Below are 17,250 nucleotides of genomic sequence, written 5' to 3' on the forward strand. Positions count from 1 at the left end.
CCCCACCCCGACACCCCATCCCGACGGCCCTCCCGTGACAGCCCTGCCCTACCGGACAAGGCGGTCGCCGTGCCGAACTGCATGCTCGGTACGGCGACCGCCGCATTTTTCCCGTTTTACGCCTTACCCCCATATCTACATTCTCCATTACCGGCATTTCGGACTTATAAAGCAAGTGGTATCTATTTCTCATAATTCTTTCCAAACAGATCGAGGAAGGTATTGCGATCCTCGGGTGGGCATGAGATTATTCAGACAGGCTTTCGACAATCGAAGTCTCGGCAAGAAGTGGCACCGAAAGGGGGGCTATGGAGTCGGAAAAGCTAACCAACCTCGACGAGCTGTTCCCGTCGGGTTTGCCGCGTCCAGGGATTCCACCCCTACTTGGGCCCGAGTGGTGGGCCGAGGTGAAGGCGGAAGCCGCAGCACGTGCTGCGGCCCGTTCCTCAGGCTCTTCGACGGACGCCTCATCGTGGACCGACTGGTCCGCAGCGTTCCGCCGTACGCCTCCGGACGCTTCATCTCCAAGTGCCGACTCTCCGCAAGGCGGCTGGCCGGCCAATGCGGTTGTCGGTGATAGGACTCGTACGACTGGCGGTTCCCGGGCGCGCGTCGCAGATGGTGACGGCCCCCATCGGCAGCGCGCCCCAGAGACCACGGCTGCGCCTTCTGATGGCCCATCTGACAATCCCCCTGGCAAGCACTCTGAAAAGCACTCTGGCAACGCCCCTGATAATTCTTCTGACGGCCCCTCGGGCGGCTCAGCGGACGACCCTAAGGGTGCCTCTGCGACTTTTTCCGCAGTCGGGTCGGCGTCGTGGCCGTTGGTGAGTGAGATCCGGGAGAGCACCCTGTCGCTGGCATTGACCCCGGCGCCGGACTCGCCCCAACAGTGCCTGGCCCAGATGGAGGAGTTGGCTTTCGCGCGTGACCGACTGGAAGCGGCGATCGCGATGCGGACCCAGCGGGTGCACGCCGCCGGGGCCGCCCGCGAGCACGGACACGCCTCCACCAAGACATGGCTGCGCTCGGCATGCGGGATGAGCCGACGTGCCGCCAACCGCCTGGTGGCTCTGGGGACCGATCTGGAGCGGCTACCGGAGGTCCGGCACCGGTACGCCGCTGGGATGCTGAATGAGGGGATCGTGTCGGCGATCTGCGCGGCCACGAGCGGTCTCGGTGACGAGGACGCCGCCAAGGCCGAGGCCATCTTGTTGGAACTGGCCGTCGCCGCCGGTCCGGATGAGATCGCCAAGGCGGGGCGATACCTGCGGGCGGTTCTGGATCCCGACGGGGAGATCGCCGACGCGAACGCCGACAATGATGCCCGGTTCCTCCTGGTGCGGGAGACCGGCACCGGTGGGCTGGAAGGGGAGTTCCGCCTGCCGCGTGAGGCCGCGGCCCGACTACGAACGCTCCTCGACTCGTATGCCAAGCCCAAGGCGCGGGAGGATGACCGGCCGCTTCGGGTCCGCAACGCCGACGCGTTCATCGCGTTCTTGGAACAGCAGATCACAACCGAACTGCTGGTGCTGGTAAACGCCGAGTCCCTCCCCGACGACCCGGCACCCGCCGGCGGCCCCGCCCCCAGTGCCCCCGCTCGCGACGACGATACCGCTCGCGACGACGACACCGCCGACCACGGCGATGCCGCCTCCAAGACTCCCACCCGAGACGACGCCGAAGCCGACGCCGACGCCGACGCCGACGCCGATGACGATGCCGGCTCCGAGGCTCCCGCCCCTGCTCGGGAGGGCGTCGCCGCCGACTCCGCACATGGTGGCGGCTCAGCGAGCGGGGCTGGTGAGGGCGAGGCCGCCGGAGGTGAGACCGCCGGAGACGGCCACCTCGGGAGCGGGGTCGATGAGGGCCACGATCCCGCATCCCCGCCGGCAGCGGGCATCGGTAGCACTCTGGCGCGCCCGCGACACGGAGGCGAAACCGCTGACGGTGACCAGACGGGCCGGACCGGCGACCATGACGAGAGCCGCGCCCACGATGAGAATGGCGGCCAGGGCCAAAACGGCGGACGGGGAAGGAACCACGGCAGCGGGACCGACACCCGCAGGAGCGGCGATCCCGGCAGGAGCGGCGATCCCGGCAGGAGCGGCGATCCCGGCAGGAGCGGCGATCCCGGCAGGAGCGGCGATCCCGGCAGGGGCGGCGATCCCGGCAGGGGCGGCGATCCCGGCAGGGGCGGCTACCAGATCGGTGACTGGCGGTGGCACGCTGTGCTGCGGACCCTGCCCGGGCTGCTGCTGTCCACCGGACACCTGCTACCCATCACCGACGTCCACCGCCTGGCCCGCACCTCCACCCTCATGCGCATCGTCATGAACGCCCAAGGGCAGGTCCTGGACATGGGCCGCAAAGTCCGGCTGGCCACCCCCGCCCAGCGTCGCGCCGTCCTGGCCCGTTACGCCACCTGCATGGTGGACGGCTGCCCCCTCCCGGCGAGCATGTGCCAGGTCGACCACGTGGACAACTGGAGCGACGGCGGCCGCACCGACCTGACCAAACTCGGCCCCACCTGCCAACATCACAACCGGGACCGCTACCGGCACCCCGACCGCTACATACGCCGCCAGATCGGCCCCGACCGATGGGCCTTCATCTACACCGGCCCCTCCCGTACGAGACAACAGACACGTTGGTAGCGATCGTCGGGCAGACCTCCTAGCGCGCGCCCAGAAGGTGGCGGACGACGTCGGCGGCGCCGTACTCGCCGGACGGGAAACCGTCCAGGAATCCCTCCAGGAAGCTCACGTCCTGGCCGAGGGTCAGCAGCGGGGGTTCGACGTAGCCGTCGCGCCGGTGCTGCCCGAGGCCGACGTCGGCGGTGAGCGCGTTGCACAGACAGCGGCGTCCGGTCGTGTCCGCCGCCGACCCGCCCTTGCGCACATAGTCGTCGACCGGCTCGGCCGGGCAGCGGTAGCCGACCCCGCCGTCGGCCTTCAGATACGGCGTGCGCAGATATCCCAGGTCGCACAGGCGTGGGCGCTCGGCGTAGACCTCCTCCTCCGACAGCGTCCCCGGCGCCTTGGCGACCTTGAACGGGAATCCCGTCGGCGAGGCGTACGGGTCGTTGCGCACCTCGAGCGTGCCGTCGGCCGCGTCGCTGAGCAGCCGCCGCCGCAGCTCCGGCGTCATGCCGGACTCCCGGCACAGCGCGAAAGCCGTGCCGACCTGGATCCCCGCCGCCCCAGCCGCCCGGGCGTCCGCCAGCGCCTCCGGCGTCGCCTGGCCGCCGGCGAGCCAGAACGGCAGGCCGAGGGCGGCGACCTTCGCCAGATCGGCGCGGTCACGCGGGCCGTAGACGGGCTCGCCGGTGTCGTCCAGCCGCAGGCGTCCCCGCGGCGGGGCGCTGTGACCTCCGGCCGACGGCGCCTCCACGACGAACCCGTCCGGCCGGGTGATCGGAGACCGGTTCAGGTAGAGGGCGAGCACGTCGGAGGAGACGATGGCCAGGAAGCGCGGCCTGCGTGGCGGGTTCCCAGCCGATGCGAGCAGCAGGGCGGGATCGAACGCGACGATGTGCCGGTCGTCGGATCCGGCCACCGTCACCGACAGCTCCGCCTTGGCGGGCACGGCGAGCGCGTCCAGCAGCGCCGGGATCTCGCTGGGAATGCCGGCCCCCATCAGAACGTAGTCGACCCCGGCCAACATCGCGCCGAACACGGCGGCCGGCGTGGCGAGCTGGATCTTCTCCAGATAGTTGACCCCCACCAGACCGTCGTGGCCCTCCTTGGCGAGCCATACCTCGACGAAGTTGCCGGCGACGGTCAACTCGTCGCGCCACCGGTTGGGGCGCAGGCCCAGCCGCGGGACCGGCCTGAACGGGCTTCCCTTGGCGATCCCGCCGGGCACGTAGAACTTCCGCAGGATCCGCTCGACGACCTCCTGGTTCGGGAAGCTCGCCAGCGCCCGGCGCACATGCCCGTCGGGATCGCCGAGCTGCAGGCGGCGGGCCATCAGCGCGTCCTGGGCGACGCCGGACACGACGCCGAGCTGCCCGGCCATGGCCACCGCCCGGGCCAGCCGCCACCCGGAGACCCCGACCCCCATGCCGCCCTGGATCATGAGCGGAAGAGCGGACTCGGCAGCTGGTTCAGCCACGACGATGCCCGGCCCGGGCCGTCTCGGTGAATTCTTGAAGCATGGAGTTCCCCTCCCCGTTGGAACCGTCCCGGCCTAAGATCATGCCCGGTCGCCGGACCGAAATACTGGGGACTTTGGTCCCCAAAACCCGGCTCATGGTCCCATCCTGATCACAGCGGAAACGGCTGGCCGAGCCGTACGGCTGTCAGAGGTGAGCGATCCCTCGCATGAAACATGCCCTGCGCCTACGCTGGGATTTGCTGAGATCGTCAGGAGGGGCAGGGCCTTGAACGACGCTACGAATGATTTCACCGGACCAACACTCACTCTCGGGCAGCGCATCCGCTCCTTGCGTGAACGCCGCGGCATGACCCGCGAAGTCCTCGCCGGACTGGTCGGGAAATCCGCGTCCTGGCTCAAGCAGGTCGAGACCGGCCGCCTGCAGCAGAGTCCACGACTGCCGATTCTCCTGCAGCTCGCCGAGGCACTCCGGGTTCGCGATCTCTCAGAGTTGACCGGTGACCAGTCCATGCCGGTGCGGATGTTCACCGGCCCCGGCCATCCCGCCCTGGACGCGGTACGGCACGCCATCAACGCCGCGCCGCTGCAGCCCACCGGGGTCGTGCAACCGCTCAGCACGCTCCGTGCACGACTGGACACCGCATGGCGGGCTCGGCACGCCTCCCCCGACCACCGGACCATGCTCGGCCGGATCCTGCCCGACCTGATCCGAGACGCCCAGCTCGCCGCGGCCATGTACGTCGGGCTTGATCGTCGCCGCGCCCAGGCGTTGCTCGCTGAGACCTACGGCCTCACTCAGATGTTCCTCGCCTATCAGCCGGCCCAAGATCTGCTGTGGCGGGTTGCCGACCGCGCACTGCTCGCCGCCCAGGAGTCCGAGGACCCGCTTGCCCTGTCATGCGCCGTGTGGTTCCTCGGGCAGGCCCACCGCGACGCCGGGGACCTCGACTCCGCTTGGGATATCAACGAGCAGGGCCTGGCCGCGATCGAGCCGCACATGGACTCCGTAGGCGTGGAACTGCGGGCGATGTGGGGAGCGCTGAGCTTCGAGTTGGCCTTCACCGCCGCCCGGCTCGGCGAGGTCGGCGAGGCCTGGCGGCACTGGGAAGAGGCCGGGCGAGTGGCCGACCGGCTGCCGTACGACTACTACCAGCCATGGACAAGCTTCTCCCAGGTCGTCATGGGCGCGCACGCGGTCACGGTCGCGGTCGAGCTGCATCAGGGCGGCGAATCGGCGCGGCAGGCCGACCGGGCGCTCTCCGCGCCGATCCCGTCGCGGCCACGGAGGGGACGCCACCTGATCGAAGTGGCCCGGGCGCACCACCTGCAACGCGACCACGCTGCAGTACTCGGCACGCTGCAACTCGCCCAGCAGACCGCCCCGGAGACGATCCGCTACAACGGCTATGCGCGAAGGATGACGCTGGAACTGACGGAGCTGCCCGGCATACGGCAGCAGGCGCATGAACTCGCGGACAAAATCGGGCTGATGGCCTGACCAGAACCGGGGGGCAGAAACTGTGCCCCCGCTAGCACGGAGCGTTATCTACGGTCCTCGCTATGACATCGGAACATGCCCTGGAGGAGCAGGCGGCCGACTCGGTGGCGGCCCTGGCTGAGCAGTTCCCCGAATGGACGATATGGCGCAGCTCAGCCAGACGGCTGTGGGCGACCAGGGCACGGTCGTTCCCCCCGGCCGCCGAGCGCGCAGGAGCGTATCGAACCGTCGACGCCGACGACATTGGCGAGCTATGCCAGATCATCGCTGAGCAGGAGCGCAAGGCCGAGGGCCTGTGATGACCCCAGAGGGCTCTCAATCGTCACGTCTCCCTATCCCGAACTCATCAGCCCTACTACCGTGTCGCGGGCGTGGCCCACCCACAAATCGGCCATCGCAGTAACGGCGGCGAACCCTGGAGACCACCGATGTACATGCTCGATCACCCCGGCTGGGACACCGCAGACGGGACGCTCATCCGGGCCATGCGCACTCTGGCCGGGACCTGGCTGATCCCTGCTGTAGGTGAGGCAAAGCTGATCAGCGGTTCGGGAGACGCCCCACCCGTGGACACCTATGAGCCGGTCGCCCTCGACCTGGCCGCGCTCCCCCCAGGGCTCGCCCATGCGCTCCGGACTCTCGGCCCGGTACGGCGGTGGCGGAACACTGACCTGTGGGACGCTCTGGCCACTGCGATCATCCGGCAGGTCATCCGCGCCGGGCAGGCCAGGAAGATGCATCAGGTGTTCCGTGCCGTATCCGGCGACAAGGTCGCCGTGACCGCGCTGATACCGACCCCGGAGCAGGTACTCGCCATGTCCGCCGAGAAGTTCGCCGACCTGGGGATGGCGTTCAAGCGCCGGCCGTTGCAGGCGGCGGCCGGCGCCTATCTCGACCACCACGCCGAATGGTCGCAGTTGCCCGCCGACGTTCTGGTCAAGGCCCTGCAGGCTGTCCCCCGCATCGGCCCGTGGACCGCAGGCACCGCCGTCGCCGACCACACCGGGGACTTCTCGGTCTATCCGCACGCCGACCTGGCCGTGCGCACATGGGCCGCGACCGCAGACCCCACCACCGCGTGGCCCGCCGACGAACCCGGCTTCACCGCCGTCTGGCAGCGGCTGGCCGGTCCGCACCTGTCCACCCTGACCGTGCTCACCCTCGCATGGGGAGACGACCATGCCCGAAAAACCCCCGTTGATCCAGGGACCCAACCCCGCTGACCCCCTCGACCTGCTGCTCGTCAACGCCCCACTCCGCGACTACGCCACCCGACCACGGGTCAACGACTACACGCTGCCCGTCCTCGGGATGGCCTACATCGCCACCTACGCCGCCGCCCACGGTTACAACGTCGCCGTGCTCGATGCCGAAGCCGTCGGGCTGCCCATCGCCGACACCATCGCCCTGATCAACCGGGTCACACCCCGCTGGGTCGGGTTCAATCTGCTGGCACCCACATACGAGGTCAGCGCCACGATCACCGCATCCATCGACCCGGGCATCCGCATCATGGTCGGCGGCCACCACGCCAAGGCGATGCCGACCCGGATTCTCACCGATGCCCGCATGGCCCGGTGTGACGCCTTGATCCTTGGCGAAGCCGAAACCCGTGTCGTCGAACTTCTCGCCGACCACCGCAACCGTGCCGACCTTCCCGGGATTATGTGGCTCGACCCCGTCCTCGGCACACCGGTGACCGGGGGACGCCCCGGGACAGGCCACTATCTGGCCCCGGACATCAACACGTTGCCGTTCGTCGACCGCACGTACCTCGCCCAGGACCCGTACCGGGCGGGTGACGGCCGGATCGAGGCGAACATGGTGGGCGCCCGCGGCTGCCCGTACGACTGCTCGTTCTGCGGCGCAGCCGTCTCGGCGAACCCCGACGTGACGATCAGGGTGCGCGACCCGCTCAACATCCTGTCGGAGATGCATCGGCTACGTGATCAGGGCGAGGTGACCGCGTTCCGGTTCGTCGACGACCTGTTCCTCGGCGCCCGCCGGGTGATCGACCAGATGATGGCCGCGTTCGCCAGCGAACACGTCGGCGACTGGGCGGTCTGGGATGCGACCGGCCGCATCAACGTCCTTCACCGTGCACCAGACGCCACGCTGGATCTGCTCGCGGCGTGCGGCCTACGGGAGGTCGCACTCGGCATCGAAAGCGGATCCGAGCGCATGCTCACCTACATCGACAAGCGGATCACCTGCGACATGGTGACCAGCGTCGTCGAGCGGCTCACCCGCAGGGGAATCAAGGTGAAGGGCTACTTCATCCTCGGATTCCCCACGGAGACCCGGACCGAAATGGCCGCGACGGTCGAACTGATCCACCGCCTGTGGGACCTTACCGACAGCCGTATTGGAACGTTCCGGGCATCCGTCTTCCAGTTCCGTCCCTACCCGGGCACCCCCGAATGGGACCGGCTCATAGCCACCAGCCGCTACACCCCCGAGCAGCTCCTGAACTACACCCCCGTCGACCTCGGCAGCGACGACGAAGCGCTCCGCGGGCGAGACGAGTTCAACTTCTCCTCCCGACTCAAGTTCGGCGAGGCAACCGAGGAGGAGATCCACGCCCACCTCGTCGAGCTCGCCCGCGAGCAACACGCTCGAACCCAGGGGAGCAGCTGATGCCCGGCCTGTTCGTGACTCTCGACGGGCCAGGCGGCGCCGGGAAATCCACCCTCGCCCGGCTCCTGGCCGACCACCTCGCCGATACTGGGTATCCCGTAACAGCAACCCGCGAGCCCTCCGATGGACCGCTGGGACAGGTCGCCCGCCACCAGACCGCCGCCTACGCCGGGCCGGCGCTGGCCTGCCTGGTCGCTGCCGACCGCTACCACCACCTGGCTGGGGAGATCCAGCCCGCACTGCAGGCCGACCGGCTCGTTCTCTGCGACCGATACGTGCCGTCCTCCTATGTCCTGCAGACCCGTGACGGCGTGCCGCTGGAGTACGTCCGTCGCCTCAACGCGCTCGCACTGCGGCCCGACCTGGCCGTGCTCGTGACCACCGACCCGGCCATCCTCGAAGAGCGGTTAGCCCTGCGAGGCGCGCACTCCCGGTTCGAGCACGCCGGGTCCAGCCACGTAGAAGCCCGGCTCTACGACGATTTGGCCGACGTGCTCGCCGAGGACGAGTTCCCGATGTACCGACTGGACACCGGGGACGTTCCCCCGCAAGTCGCCGTCCAGGCCATATCCGAACGCATCAGTGAGCTATGGTCGCGTCGGCAACGGGAGTAGCTGGAGGTGCGTGATGTCGCAGAGGTACCAGGTCACCGTCGACGTCCACGTGCTCCTGGAGCGAGCCGGCCAGATCCTGCTCTGCCTACGCCAAGGGACCGGGTACGCCGACGGCCTGTACTGCCTGCCATCGGGGCACCTGGAAGAAGGCGAGACCGTCGTGCAGTGCGCGATCCGCGAAGCCCGGGAGGAGGTCGGCGTCATCATCGACCCGGCCGACCTGCGGCCGGCCACCGTCGTCCACCACCTGTCCCCCGAAGGCTGGCCACGGATCGGCGTGTTCTTCGCAGTCTCACGATGGAGCGGCGAGCCGTACAACGCCGAGCCAGGCAAGTGCGGCGGCCTGGCCTGGGCGCCGATCGACGCCCTCCCGGACAGCACCGTCCCCTACACAGCAGCCGGAGTTGAGCTGTACCGGTCGGACATGGGCATCGGCGTGCACGGCTGGCCCGAATTGGCCACTACCCGGTAGACCAGTGCCTTCATCGCCGGAAAGGCACCCCGATGTCGACCCGAATGCGGCGACGTGGCGGATCCACGCCGGGTGGTGGCCGTACCTGGGCCGAGCAGCCCCGCGCCAGCGAGGATGGGCCGACTTCTCGAGGGTAGCTCAGCAGGCCGGACGGCGTTGAGCAAGAATCAGCCGTTCATGCCTTTCGCCCCGAAATGTCGGGACCATGGCCTCTAAACTAGGCTTCGGCACGAGGGAGACACTCGACCCCGCCCCTTCGCCGTCACGCCGTGGAGACCTCCTTGGCCGACCAGATCACTCCGATGCCGCACGTCAGCCGACCGTCCGGGGAGAAGCGCCTCGGGGTGGTGCGCCGGCTGTATCCCGGCTACTTCGCGCTGGTGATGGCGACGGGGATCGTATCGACGGGGCTGTATGACATCGGCTGGTCGACCGTGTCGGCGCTACTGCTGATCATCGGCGCGGTCTGCCTCGCCGTGCTGCTGGCGGCGACGGCGATCCGCGTCGCGCTCTTCCCTCGCGAGGTCGCCGCGGACCTGTCGGCACCCGATCGGGCGTACGCGTTCTTCACTTTCGTCGCCGCGTGCACGGTGATCGGCGCCCGGTCGGCCGGGGCCGGTCTGCCCTCCGTCGCCTGTGTGCTGGGCGGGATCGCCTTCCTCGCCTGGATGGGCCTGAGCTACGGCATCCCGGTGCGCCTCGTCCTCGGCCCGCGCCCACAGCCGGTGCTCGCGGGCGTGAACGGCACCTGGTTCATCTGGGTGGTCGGCACCCAGTCACTGGCTGTGATCTCCGCCGTACTCGGCACGGCGTACCGCGGACATGCCGAGTTCGTGCACTTCACCGGGCTCACCGCCGTACTCATGTGGTCGGTCGGCGTGGTGCTGTACCTGATGGTCGCGACGCTGGTGCTGACCCGGCTGCTGCTGCTCGAAGTGCGGCCCGAAGACCTGACGCCGCCGTACTGGGTCACCATGGGCGCGACGGCGATCACCGTGCTCGCCGCGGCCGAGATCCTCGCCATGCCCGTGACCCCGGCGACCAGCGCGGCCCGGCCCGTGCTCGCGGGCCTCGGCATCGTGCTGTGGGCGTTCGGGACCTGGCTGATCCCGATGCTCGTTCTGTTCGGCCTGTGGCGGCACGTGCTGCGCCGTACCCGGCTCGAGTATCTGCCCCAGCTGTGGAGCATCGTCTTCCCGCTCGGCATGTACGCCACGGCCAGCATGGAGCTCGGCCGGGCCGTGGGGCTGCCGATCATCGAGGAGATCGGCCGGACCTGGGTCTGGGTGGCCTTCCCCGCCTGGGCGGTCACCTTCACAGCCATGCTCGTCAAATTGCTCGTCACGCTGTCCGCCCGTCTCACTCCCCGTCTCACTCAGCGGATGAGACCCAGGGCCGCGAGGTCCGACTCGTAGGGGAAGCTGCCGGGAGTGTAGGCGCACCAGGGATCACCCGCCATCGGATCGCCCGTGAGGGCATAGGCCCGGGACCTCGAACCCCCGCATACGGTACGGAACTCGCAGGCGCCGCACCGGCCGCCCAGCCGGTCGGGGTCGCGCAACCAGTTGAACACCGACGAGGTCCGGTAGATGTCGGTCAGCGGGTGATCACGGACGTTGCCGGCCAGGAGCGGCAGGAAACCCGAGGGGTAGACGTCGCCGGTGTGCGACACGAACACGAACCCCCTGGCCGCGTTGACGTCCAGCGGCGGGCGCCGTACCCGGGTGTCCCGCATGAGGCCGGCGCCGACCGCCTGCTTGCGGAGCGAACGGTAGAGACGGCCCACGCCGAGCGCCCGCATGTGGTCGATCCCGCGCTGCTCCAGGACATGCCGCTGGATCATGACCCGGCGGAAGTGGTGCGCCTCAGTCGTCTTGATCGGGATCGCCGATCCGAGATCGTAGGCGAAGTGCAGGACGTCCTCGGCCTCGCGCGCGGTGAGCCCCTCCAGGCGACGGGCCCGGCCGGTGGGGACGAGGAAGAACAGGCTCCACAGCGCCGCGCCGTGGTCGCGGACGAGTCGCGCCATCTGCGGCAACTCGTCCAGGTTGTTCTTGGCGACCGTGGTGTTGATCTGCACCCTCAGGCCCGCCTGCTTGGCCGCCTGCCAGGCGTGGAACGTCTGCCGGAACACGCCGTCGATGCCGCGGAAGCCGTCGTGGGTCCGGGCGCTCGCCCCGTCCAGACTGAGCGAGACGGCCCTCGCGCCCGCCTCGTGCAGGCGGCCGAGTGCCGCCGGGGTGACGGCCGATGTGACCGAAGGCGACACCGCGGGGGCCAGGCCGAGCCGTACGGCCTGCCGTACCAGGTCGAACAGGTCGGGCCGCTGGAAGGGGTCACCGCCGGTGATGACGAACAGCGGGGCCGGCCGGCCGAACGCCGCGATCTGGCTCATCATCTCGCGCGCCTCCGCCGTGGTGAGCTCGGCGGGATGCCGCTGCGGCCTGGCCTCGGCCCGGCAGTGCAGGCAGGCCAGCGGGCAGGCCCGGGTCGCCTCCCAGATCACGATGAAGGGAGCGAGCGCGGCATCGTGGCGGACCTGCCGCAGGGGACGGCGGGCGCGTACGGCGACGCGCGCCGGTTCGTCGTTCATCACGGCTCCGAACGCTCAGGCGGAGCGGGGACGGACGGTGCCGGCCCAGGAGAGGAGGTCGAGCCCCTTCTCCATCGCCGTGTCCCGCGTCGACAGGATGTCGATGACGTCCTCGTCGGGGAAGGTCTCCACCATGATCGAAAGCCCGTCGCAGTCGCTCACGTGCGGCAGGATCTGCCGGACGAGATGGACGGCCCGCTCGGCCTGGGCGGGCTCGAGGGAGTCGAGATCGGCCAGCTCGGCGAGCTCGCGGGCATTGCGGATCGCACCGTCGTGGTCGGCGAGGAGCTTGTCGACGTACTCGCCGCCGAAGATCCGTACGAGGCGGGGATACATCGACTCCTCCTCGTACCTGAAGTGCGGGCCGGTGGCGCGGGCCACCGCGGCGACCCCCCGTCGCGCCGCGGTCATGTCCCCCGCCTCGAAGTCGCGGACCAGCGACAGGAGCAGGTCGCGGACCTCGCGGTGCTCCTCGCGGAAGATGTCGATGAACTGCTCGGCGATGGTCACGGAAGACCTCCTGCGTCGAAGTCGGAAACCCGTCACCGATTCAACGCCGAGGTACGACGTCGGCTGTAGTGACCAAAGCCCCCCGAAGGGGGGCCGCCGGTCACACTCCCTACAGGCCGGGAGTCCACCACGGGAAGGCCCGGGGCTCACCCTTCGGCGGGCGCCTCCGCCAGAACAGGGGCGGGCGCCTCCGCGAGAACAGGGGCGGGCGCCTCCGCGAGAACAGGGGCGGGCGCCTCCGCTCCCGATTCGCCGCGCCGGACCAGCGCGTCCAGTGACCACGGGCCGGGTCCGAGCACGAAGATCAGGAAGAACGACCAGCAGAACACCACGGGGAGTTCGCCCCCGTTCTGCATCGGCAGCACGGCGTGCGGCTGGTGGACGACGAAGTACGCGTACGCCATCGAGCCCGACGAGAGGAAGGCTCCGGCGCGGGTGAAGAGGCCGATGAGAACGAGCCCGCCGCAGATGACCTGAATGAGCGCGGCCCACCACCCGGGCCAGGTGCCGATCGGGATGGCGTGGCCCGACCCCTGGTTGCCGCCGAACACGTTGAACACCGACGACAGCCCGTGGCAGACGAACAGGAGTCCCGTCACGATGCGGAACAGCGAGAGCACGGGTCCGGCGTGCCTGTCGAACTTCATGTGATCACCTCTTGATCCTCGCGGTGGCCATCGTGTCGATTCCACGATCACGAAAGAAGGCCACGACGGCATTTAGAAAATGCCATTGTCAGGCGTCGGCGGACAATGGCCAGAACCGGCACCCTTAGTGCAAACAGCTATCAACAGAACTGGTGAAGCGCGGAAGAGAACTGGTCCGCGACGATGTCACGACCGGCGCATATTCCTCCCTTGTACCTTGATTCCACCGACCGTCGGCGGAATCGCCGAAACCGTGTGGGCACGCCCGAGACGCCCACACAGGCGCGAAAGGAGCGCAACCTGGTGACATTTTCGCTGGATATGACCGTCTTCTCGATCATGAGCCGCGAGGGTCGCCCGGCCCGGATTCGCCATCGAACAGGATCCGAGCGACAAACATGAGAATACGTACAGGGGTACCCCTAGTCAACATTTCAACCGCACCTCAGTTAAGGATATTTTTGGAACATTCCACGCTCGCCTGCCACGCCCTCCTTTACCTGCCGTCTTCCCGGATGCGAGGAGACGGCGACCCCGCATACCGACGAATATTCCGTTGAAAGTCCCCTTGTCAGAGCGCACGCGCCACGGTGAGAGCCCGGCGGGAACTCAGGGGAAGCTCAGGGGGGGGGCCGGAGGGGGCAGGTGGCGGGAACAGGCGGCGAACCAAGATCATTAGAGATGGGGCCCACCGGCCCGAGGCCGGCTTTCGAGGACGTCGCCACAACCCCCTATCCATAATCCCGATTGGTTAGGTAGGGTTATGACGTGCATTTCGACTACAGCATGGCGATCGGCTCGTTCCTGGTCGCCGTCGTCGTCGGATTGACCGGCATGGGCGGCGGCGCACTCATGACGCCCATGCTCGTCACGTTCTTCGGCGTTCCCCCGCTCACCGCCGTCTCGAGCGACCTCGTGGCCGCGGCCGTGATGAAACCGGTCGGCGGCCTCGTCCATCTCCGGCACGGCACCGTCAATCTCAAGCTCGTCGGCTGGCTGTGCGCGGGCTCGATCCCGGCGGCGTTCTGCGGCGTACTGCTCGCGCGTGCGCTGGGGAACGGAGAGGGCGTCCAGCACGTGATCCAGACGGGCATGGGCATCGCGCTCCTGCTCGCGGCCGGCGGCCTGGCCGTACGGGGCTGGCTCACGCTGAAGGATCGGGCTCGGGGCCGAACCACCGACGCCGACCTCGCCGCGTCCGCCCTGCCCGCCGTTTCGGCGCGGCCACTCCCGACCGCGCTGGTCGGCGCGGTCGGCGGACTGGTGGTCGGGATCACCTCTGTGGGCTCCGGCTCGCTGATCATCGTCGCCCTGCTGGCCCTCTATCCCGCGCTCAAGGCCAACCAACTCGTCGGCACCGACCTGGTGCAGGCCGTGCCGCTCGTCATGTCGGCCGCGCTCGGCCACCTGTTGTTCGGCGACTTCAGGCTCGAGGTCACCGCCGCGCTGCTGGCCGGTTCCATCCCGGGCGTCTATCTCGGCTCGCGGATCTCCGCCCGGGCGCACGGCGGTCTGATCCGCCGGGCTCTGGCGTTCGTGCTGCTGGCTTCGGCGCTGAAGATGTTCGGCTTCGGCAACGCCGTCACCGTTTGGGTGCTCGCCGGTGTGGCCGTCGCCGCCCCGGCTCTCTGGATGGGACTGCGCTCCCGGTACGGCCTCCCGGCGCTCCCCCGGGCTCTCCGGATTCCCCGGATTCCCCGACCGCGTCGGTCTCACCCCGGAGCTCGCCTGCCGACGCCGTGGACCGTGGCGTCCACGGCCGACAACCCCTCGAAATCCCCAGACGTGGCAGCCTGACAGGGCCGGTTCAGAGCCGGTTCAGGGCCGGTTCAGAGCCGGTTCAGGGCCGGTTCAGAGCCGGTTCAGGGCCGGTTCAGGGCCGGTTCAGAGCCGTCGAAGCGCCGGCAGCAGCTCCTTCTCCGACCAGTCGAAGAACTCCCGCTGGTGCTCGTACCCGATCTGGACCAGCGCGACGTGCGTGAACCCCGCATCGGTGTACTGCCGCACCGCCTCCACGACGGCGTCCACGTCCGGACCGCACGGCACCTTCTGTGCGACGTCCTCCGGGCGCACCGTTTCGGTGCTCGCGGCGAAGCTGACCGGCGCGGGCAGCTCGGACATCACCTTCCAGCCCGGCAGCGACCAGCGCCACAGCCGGTGCGCCCGCTCGACGGCGGCCGCGCGATCGGAGTCGTAGCAGATGGCGAGCTGGCCGTAGACCGGCTTGCCGTCGCCCCCCGAGGCGGCGAAGCCCTCGACCAGGTGATCGTCCGGAGCAGTCGCCACGAGAGCGTCGCCGTACTCCGCGGCTATCTCCATCGACTGGGTGCCCGACGCCGCGATCGCGAGGGGCACCGGCCGCTCCGGCAGGTCGTACAGCTTGGCCGAGTCGATGTCGAAGAATTCGCCCCGGAAGTTCCGGTAGTCGCCCTCGAACAGCATCTTGATGATCTCGATGGCCTCCCGGAACATCTCGTGCCGCGTGTTGACGGGTGGCCAGCCGTGGCCGACGACGTGCTCGTTGAGGTTCTCCCCCGAACCCAGGCCGAGCGTGAACCTGCCCTCGCTGAGCACGCCCATCGTGGCCGCCTTCTGCGCCACCACGGCGGGGTGGTAGCGCATGATCGGACAGGTCACGTAGGTCATCAGCGGCAGCCGTTCGGTGGCCCGCGCCGCGGCGCCGAGCACCGACCACGCGTACGGCGAATGCCCCAGCTCCTCCAACCAGGGAAAATAGTGGTCGGAGACGACGGCGTAGCCGAAGCCGACCCGTTCCGCCGTGACGGCGTCGTCCACCATCTGCCCGGCCGGTGTCTGCTCGCTCATCATCGTGTAGCCGATCTCTGCCATGGTTCCGCTCCTACCCACCGGTACGGAATTCTCTCGGCACGAAGCGTCTTTGCCGATGATCGGCTCGGCGGGCTCAGACCGCCCGGTGGTACTGGATGGGCCGGCGGGGGGACGCGCCGAGCTCACCGGCCGCGATGTTGGGCCAGTAGGGGCTGCGGAGCAACTCCCGGCCGAGCATCACCGCGTCGGCCCGGCCGGAGGCGACGATCTCCTCCGCCTGGCGCGCCTCAGTGATCATCCCGACCGCGGACACCGGCAGGTCGCTCTCCGCCTTGACCTTGGCCGCGAACGGCACCTGGTAGCCGGGCCCCACGGGGATCCGCGCTCCCGCGGCGTTGCCGCCCGTCGAGGTGTCCAGCAGGTCGACACCGTGCGCGAGCAGTTCCTTGGCGAGCCGCACGGTGTCGTCCGCGGTCCAGCCCTCCCGGTCGTCCTCCGGGTTCTCGGTCAGCCAGTCGGTCGCGGAGACGCGGAAGAAGACCGGCAGGTCGTCGGGCCACACCGCACGCACCGCGTCGACGACCTCCAGCGCGAAGCGGGTCCGGTTCTCGAAGGAGCCACCATAGGCATCAGTGCGATGGTTGCTGTACGGCGAGAGGAACTCGTTGATCAGGTAACCGTGCGCGCCGTGGATCTCGACCACCTGGAAACCCGCGGCCAAGGCCCGCCGCGCCGCCGCCGCGAAAGCCTCCACCAGTTCACCGATCCGCTCCACGGTCAGCTCCGCCGGGACCGGGTGGCCGTCGGCGAACGGGATCGGGCTGGGGGCGACCGGCTGCCAGCCGTACGCCTCCGGACCGACGGGCGCGCCACCGCGCCACGGCCGGTCGGTGGAGGCCTTGCGCCCGGCGTGGCCGAGCTGGATGCCCGGCACCGCGCCGTGCTCGCGCACGAACCGGGTGATGCGGGTGAACGCCTGCTGCTGACGTTCGTTCCACAGCCCCAGATCGGCCGGGCTGATCCGGCCCTCGGGGGTCACGGCGGTGGCCTCCACCATGATCAGCCCGGCCCCGCCGACGGCGCGGCTCGCCAGGTGAGCGAGATGCCAGTCGTTCGACACCCCCTGATCGGGCCCTTCGACGTCCGCGGAGTACTGGCACATGGGGGACATCCACACTCTGTTGGGGATGGTCAGGCTCCGCAGTGTCAACGGCTCGAACAACGCGCTCATGAAGCGCTCCTTCCCATGGGATCGAATAGTGATAGTACGATAAACATCGTAGTACGACAGATGTCAAACCAGATGCCCGTGAGCGCATCGGCGAACCGCGGGTAAGAAGACGGACGGAAGGCCCGGGGGAAGGCGATGG

Annotated in this window: 15 protein-coding genes; 9 read left to right on the forward strand and 6 right to left on the reverse strand. The window is 69.0% G+C overall.

Features of this window, described 5'->3' with window-relative positions; genetic code table 11:
- The first annotated feature begins 827 nt into the window (after nt 1–827).
- Nucleotides 828–2,657, forward strand: a complete 1,830-nt coding sequence (locus ACFHYQ_RS17280; RefSeq protein WP_394302179.1) for an HNH endonuclease signature motif containing protein — start codon at nt 828–830, stop codon at nt 2,655–2,657.
- Nucleotides 2,658–2,676: 19 nt separating this feature from the next.
- Here ACFHYQ_RS17280 and ACFHYQ_RS17285 read toward each other — a convergent pair whose 3' ends face one another.
- Nucleotides 2,677–4,116, reverse strand: a complete 1,440-nt coding sequence (locus ACFHYQ_RS17285) for a nitronate monooxygenase (protein ID WP_394302180.1) — start codon at nt 4,114–4,116, stop codon at nt 2,677–2,679.
- A gap of 268 nt (nt 4,117–4,384) precedes the next feature.
- Here ACFHYQ_RS17285 and ACFHYQ_RS17290 point away from each other — a divergent pair, with 268 nt between their 5' ends.
- The 7 genes from ACFHYQ_RS17290 to ACFHYQ_RS17320 all read left to right on the forward strand — a co-directional run bounded on the left by ACFHYQ_RS17290 (nt 4,385) and on the right by ACFHYQ_RS17320 (nt 10,755).
- A complete protein-coding gene (locus ACFHYQ_RS17290; RefSeq protein WP_394302181.1) occupies nt 4,385–5,617 on the forward strand; it encodes a helix-turn-helix domain-containing protein in 1,233 nt (410 codons plus the stop codon).
- A 62-nt stretch (nt 5,618–5,679) separates the two neighbouring features.
- Nucleotides 5,680–5,916: a hypothetical protein gene (locus ACFHYQ_RS17295; RefSeq protein WP_394302182.1), complete on the forward strand. Its 237-nt coding sequence runs from the start codon at nt 5,680–5,682 to the stop codon at nt 5,914–5,916.
- Nucleotides 5,917–6,045: 129 nt separating this feature from the next.
- On the forward strand, nt 6,046–6,840 hold the full coding sequence (locus ACFHYQ_RS17300) for a DNA glycosylase family protein (RefSeq protein ID WP_394302183.1): 795 nt from the start codon (nt 6,046–6,048) through the stop codon (nt 6,838–6,840).
- Complete coding sequence (locus ACFHYQ_RS17305; RefSeq protein WP_394302184.1) at nt 6,797–8,254, forward strand: B12-binding domain-containing radical SAM protein; 1,458 nt, start codon at nt 6,797–6,799, stop codon at nt 8,252–8,254. Before ACFHYQ_RS17300 ends, ACFHYQ_RS17305 begins: the two co-directional genes overlap by 44 nt.
- Nucleotides 8,254–8,868, forward strand: coding sequence for a dTMP kinase (tmk, locus tag ACFHYQ_RS17310; protein WP_394302185.1), 615 nt, complete (start codon nt 8,254–8,256; stop codon nt 8,866–8,868). Before ACFHYQ_RS17305 ends, tmk begins: the two co-directional genes overlap by 1 nt.
- 13 nt (nt 8,869–8,881) lie before the next feature.
- A complete protein-coding gene (locus ACFHYQ_RS17315) occupies nt 8,882–9,340 on the forward strand; it encodes an NUDIX hydrolase (RefSeq protein WP_394302186.1) in 459 nt (152 codons plus the stop codon).
- Nucleotides 9,341–9,609: 269 nt separating this feature from the next.
- Nucleotides 9,610–10,755: a tellurite resistance/C4-dicarboxylate transporter family protein gene (locus ACFHYQ_RS17320; RefSeq protein ID WP_394302187.1), complete on the forward strand. Its 1,146-nt coding sequence runs from the start codon at nt 9,610–9,612 to the stop codon at nt 10,753–10,755.
- Here the strand turns inward: ACFHYQ_RS17320 and ACFHYQ_RS17325 are convergent.
- From ACFHYQ_RS17325 to ACFHYQ_RS17335, 3 genes are all read right to left on the reverse strand, one after another.
- Nucleotides 10,716–11,933: a TIGR04053 family radical SAM/SPASM domain-containing protein gene (locus ACFHYQ_RS17325; protein ID WP_394302188.1), complete on the reverse strand. Its 1,218-nt coding sequence runs from the start codon at nt 11,931–11,933 to the stop codon at nt 10,716–10,718. The two genes, ACFHYQ_RS17320 and ACFHYQ_RS17325, sit on opposite strands and share 40 nt — an antisense overlap.
- A gap of 15 nt (nt 11,934–11,948) precedes the next feature.
- Nucleotides 11,949–12,443: a hemerythrin domain-containing protein gene (locus ACFHYQ_RS17330; RefSeq protein ID WP_394302189.1), complete on the reverse strand. Its 495-nt coding sequence runs from the start codon at nt 12,441–12,443 to the stop codon at nt 11,949–11,951.
- A 146-nt stretch (nt 12,444–12,589) separates the two neighbouring features.
- Nucleotides 12,590–13,090, reverse strand: coding sequence for a DoxX family protein (locus ACFHYQ_RS17335; protein WP_394302190.1), 501 nt, complete (start codon nt 13,088–13,090; stop codon nt 12,590–12,592).
- Between the two features lie 786 nt (nt 13,091–13,876).
- Between ACFHYQ_RS17335 and ACFHYQ_RS17340 the strand changes: the two genes are divergently transcribed.
- Nucleotides 13,877–14,887, forward strand: a complete 1,011-nt coding sequence (locus tag ACFHYQ_RS17340) for a sulfite exporter TauE/SafE family protein (RefSeq protein ID WP_394302318.1) — start codon at nt 13,877–13,879, stop codon at nt 14,885–14,887.
- An 87-nt stretch (nt 14,888–14,974) separates the two neighbouring features.
- On the opposite strand, the gene ACFHYQ_RS17345 is transcribed toward ACFHYQ_RS17340, so the two are convergent.
- Nucleotides 14,975–15,940 (reverse strand): TIGR03557 family F420-dependent LLM class oxidoreductase, encoded by a 966-nt coding sequence (locus ACFHYQ_RS17345; protein WP_394302191.1) that lies wholly within the window; start codon nt 15,938–15,940, stop codon nt 14,975–14,977.
- A 73-nt stretch (nt 15,941–16,013) separates the two neighbouring features.
- Complete coding sequence (locus ACFHYQ_RS17350; protein ID WP_394302192.1) at nt 16,014–17,111, reverse strand: NADH:flavin oxidoreductase/NADH oxidase; 1,098 nt, start codon at nt 17,109–17,111, stop codon at nt 16,014–16,016.
- Nucleotides 17,112–17,250 lie beyond the last annotated feature (139 nt).

It is taken from the genome of Sphaerimonospora cavernae (genome assembly GCF_042435035.1).
In the GTDB taxonomy this organism is placed as follows: Bacteria; Actinomycetota; Actinomycetes; order Streptosporangiales; family Streptosporangiaceae; genus Sphaerimonospora; species Sphaerimonospora cavernae.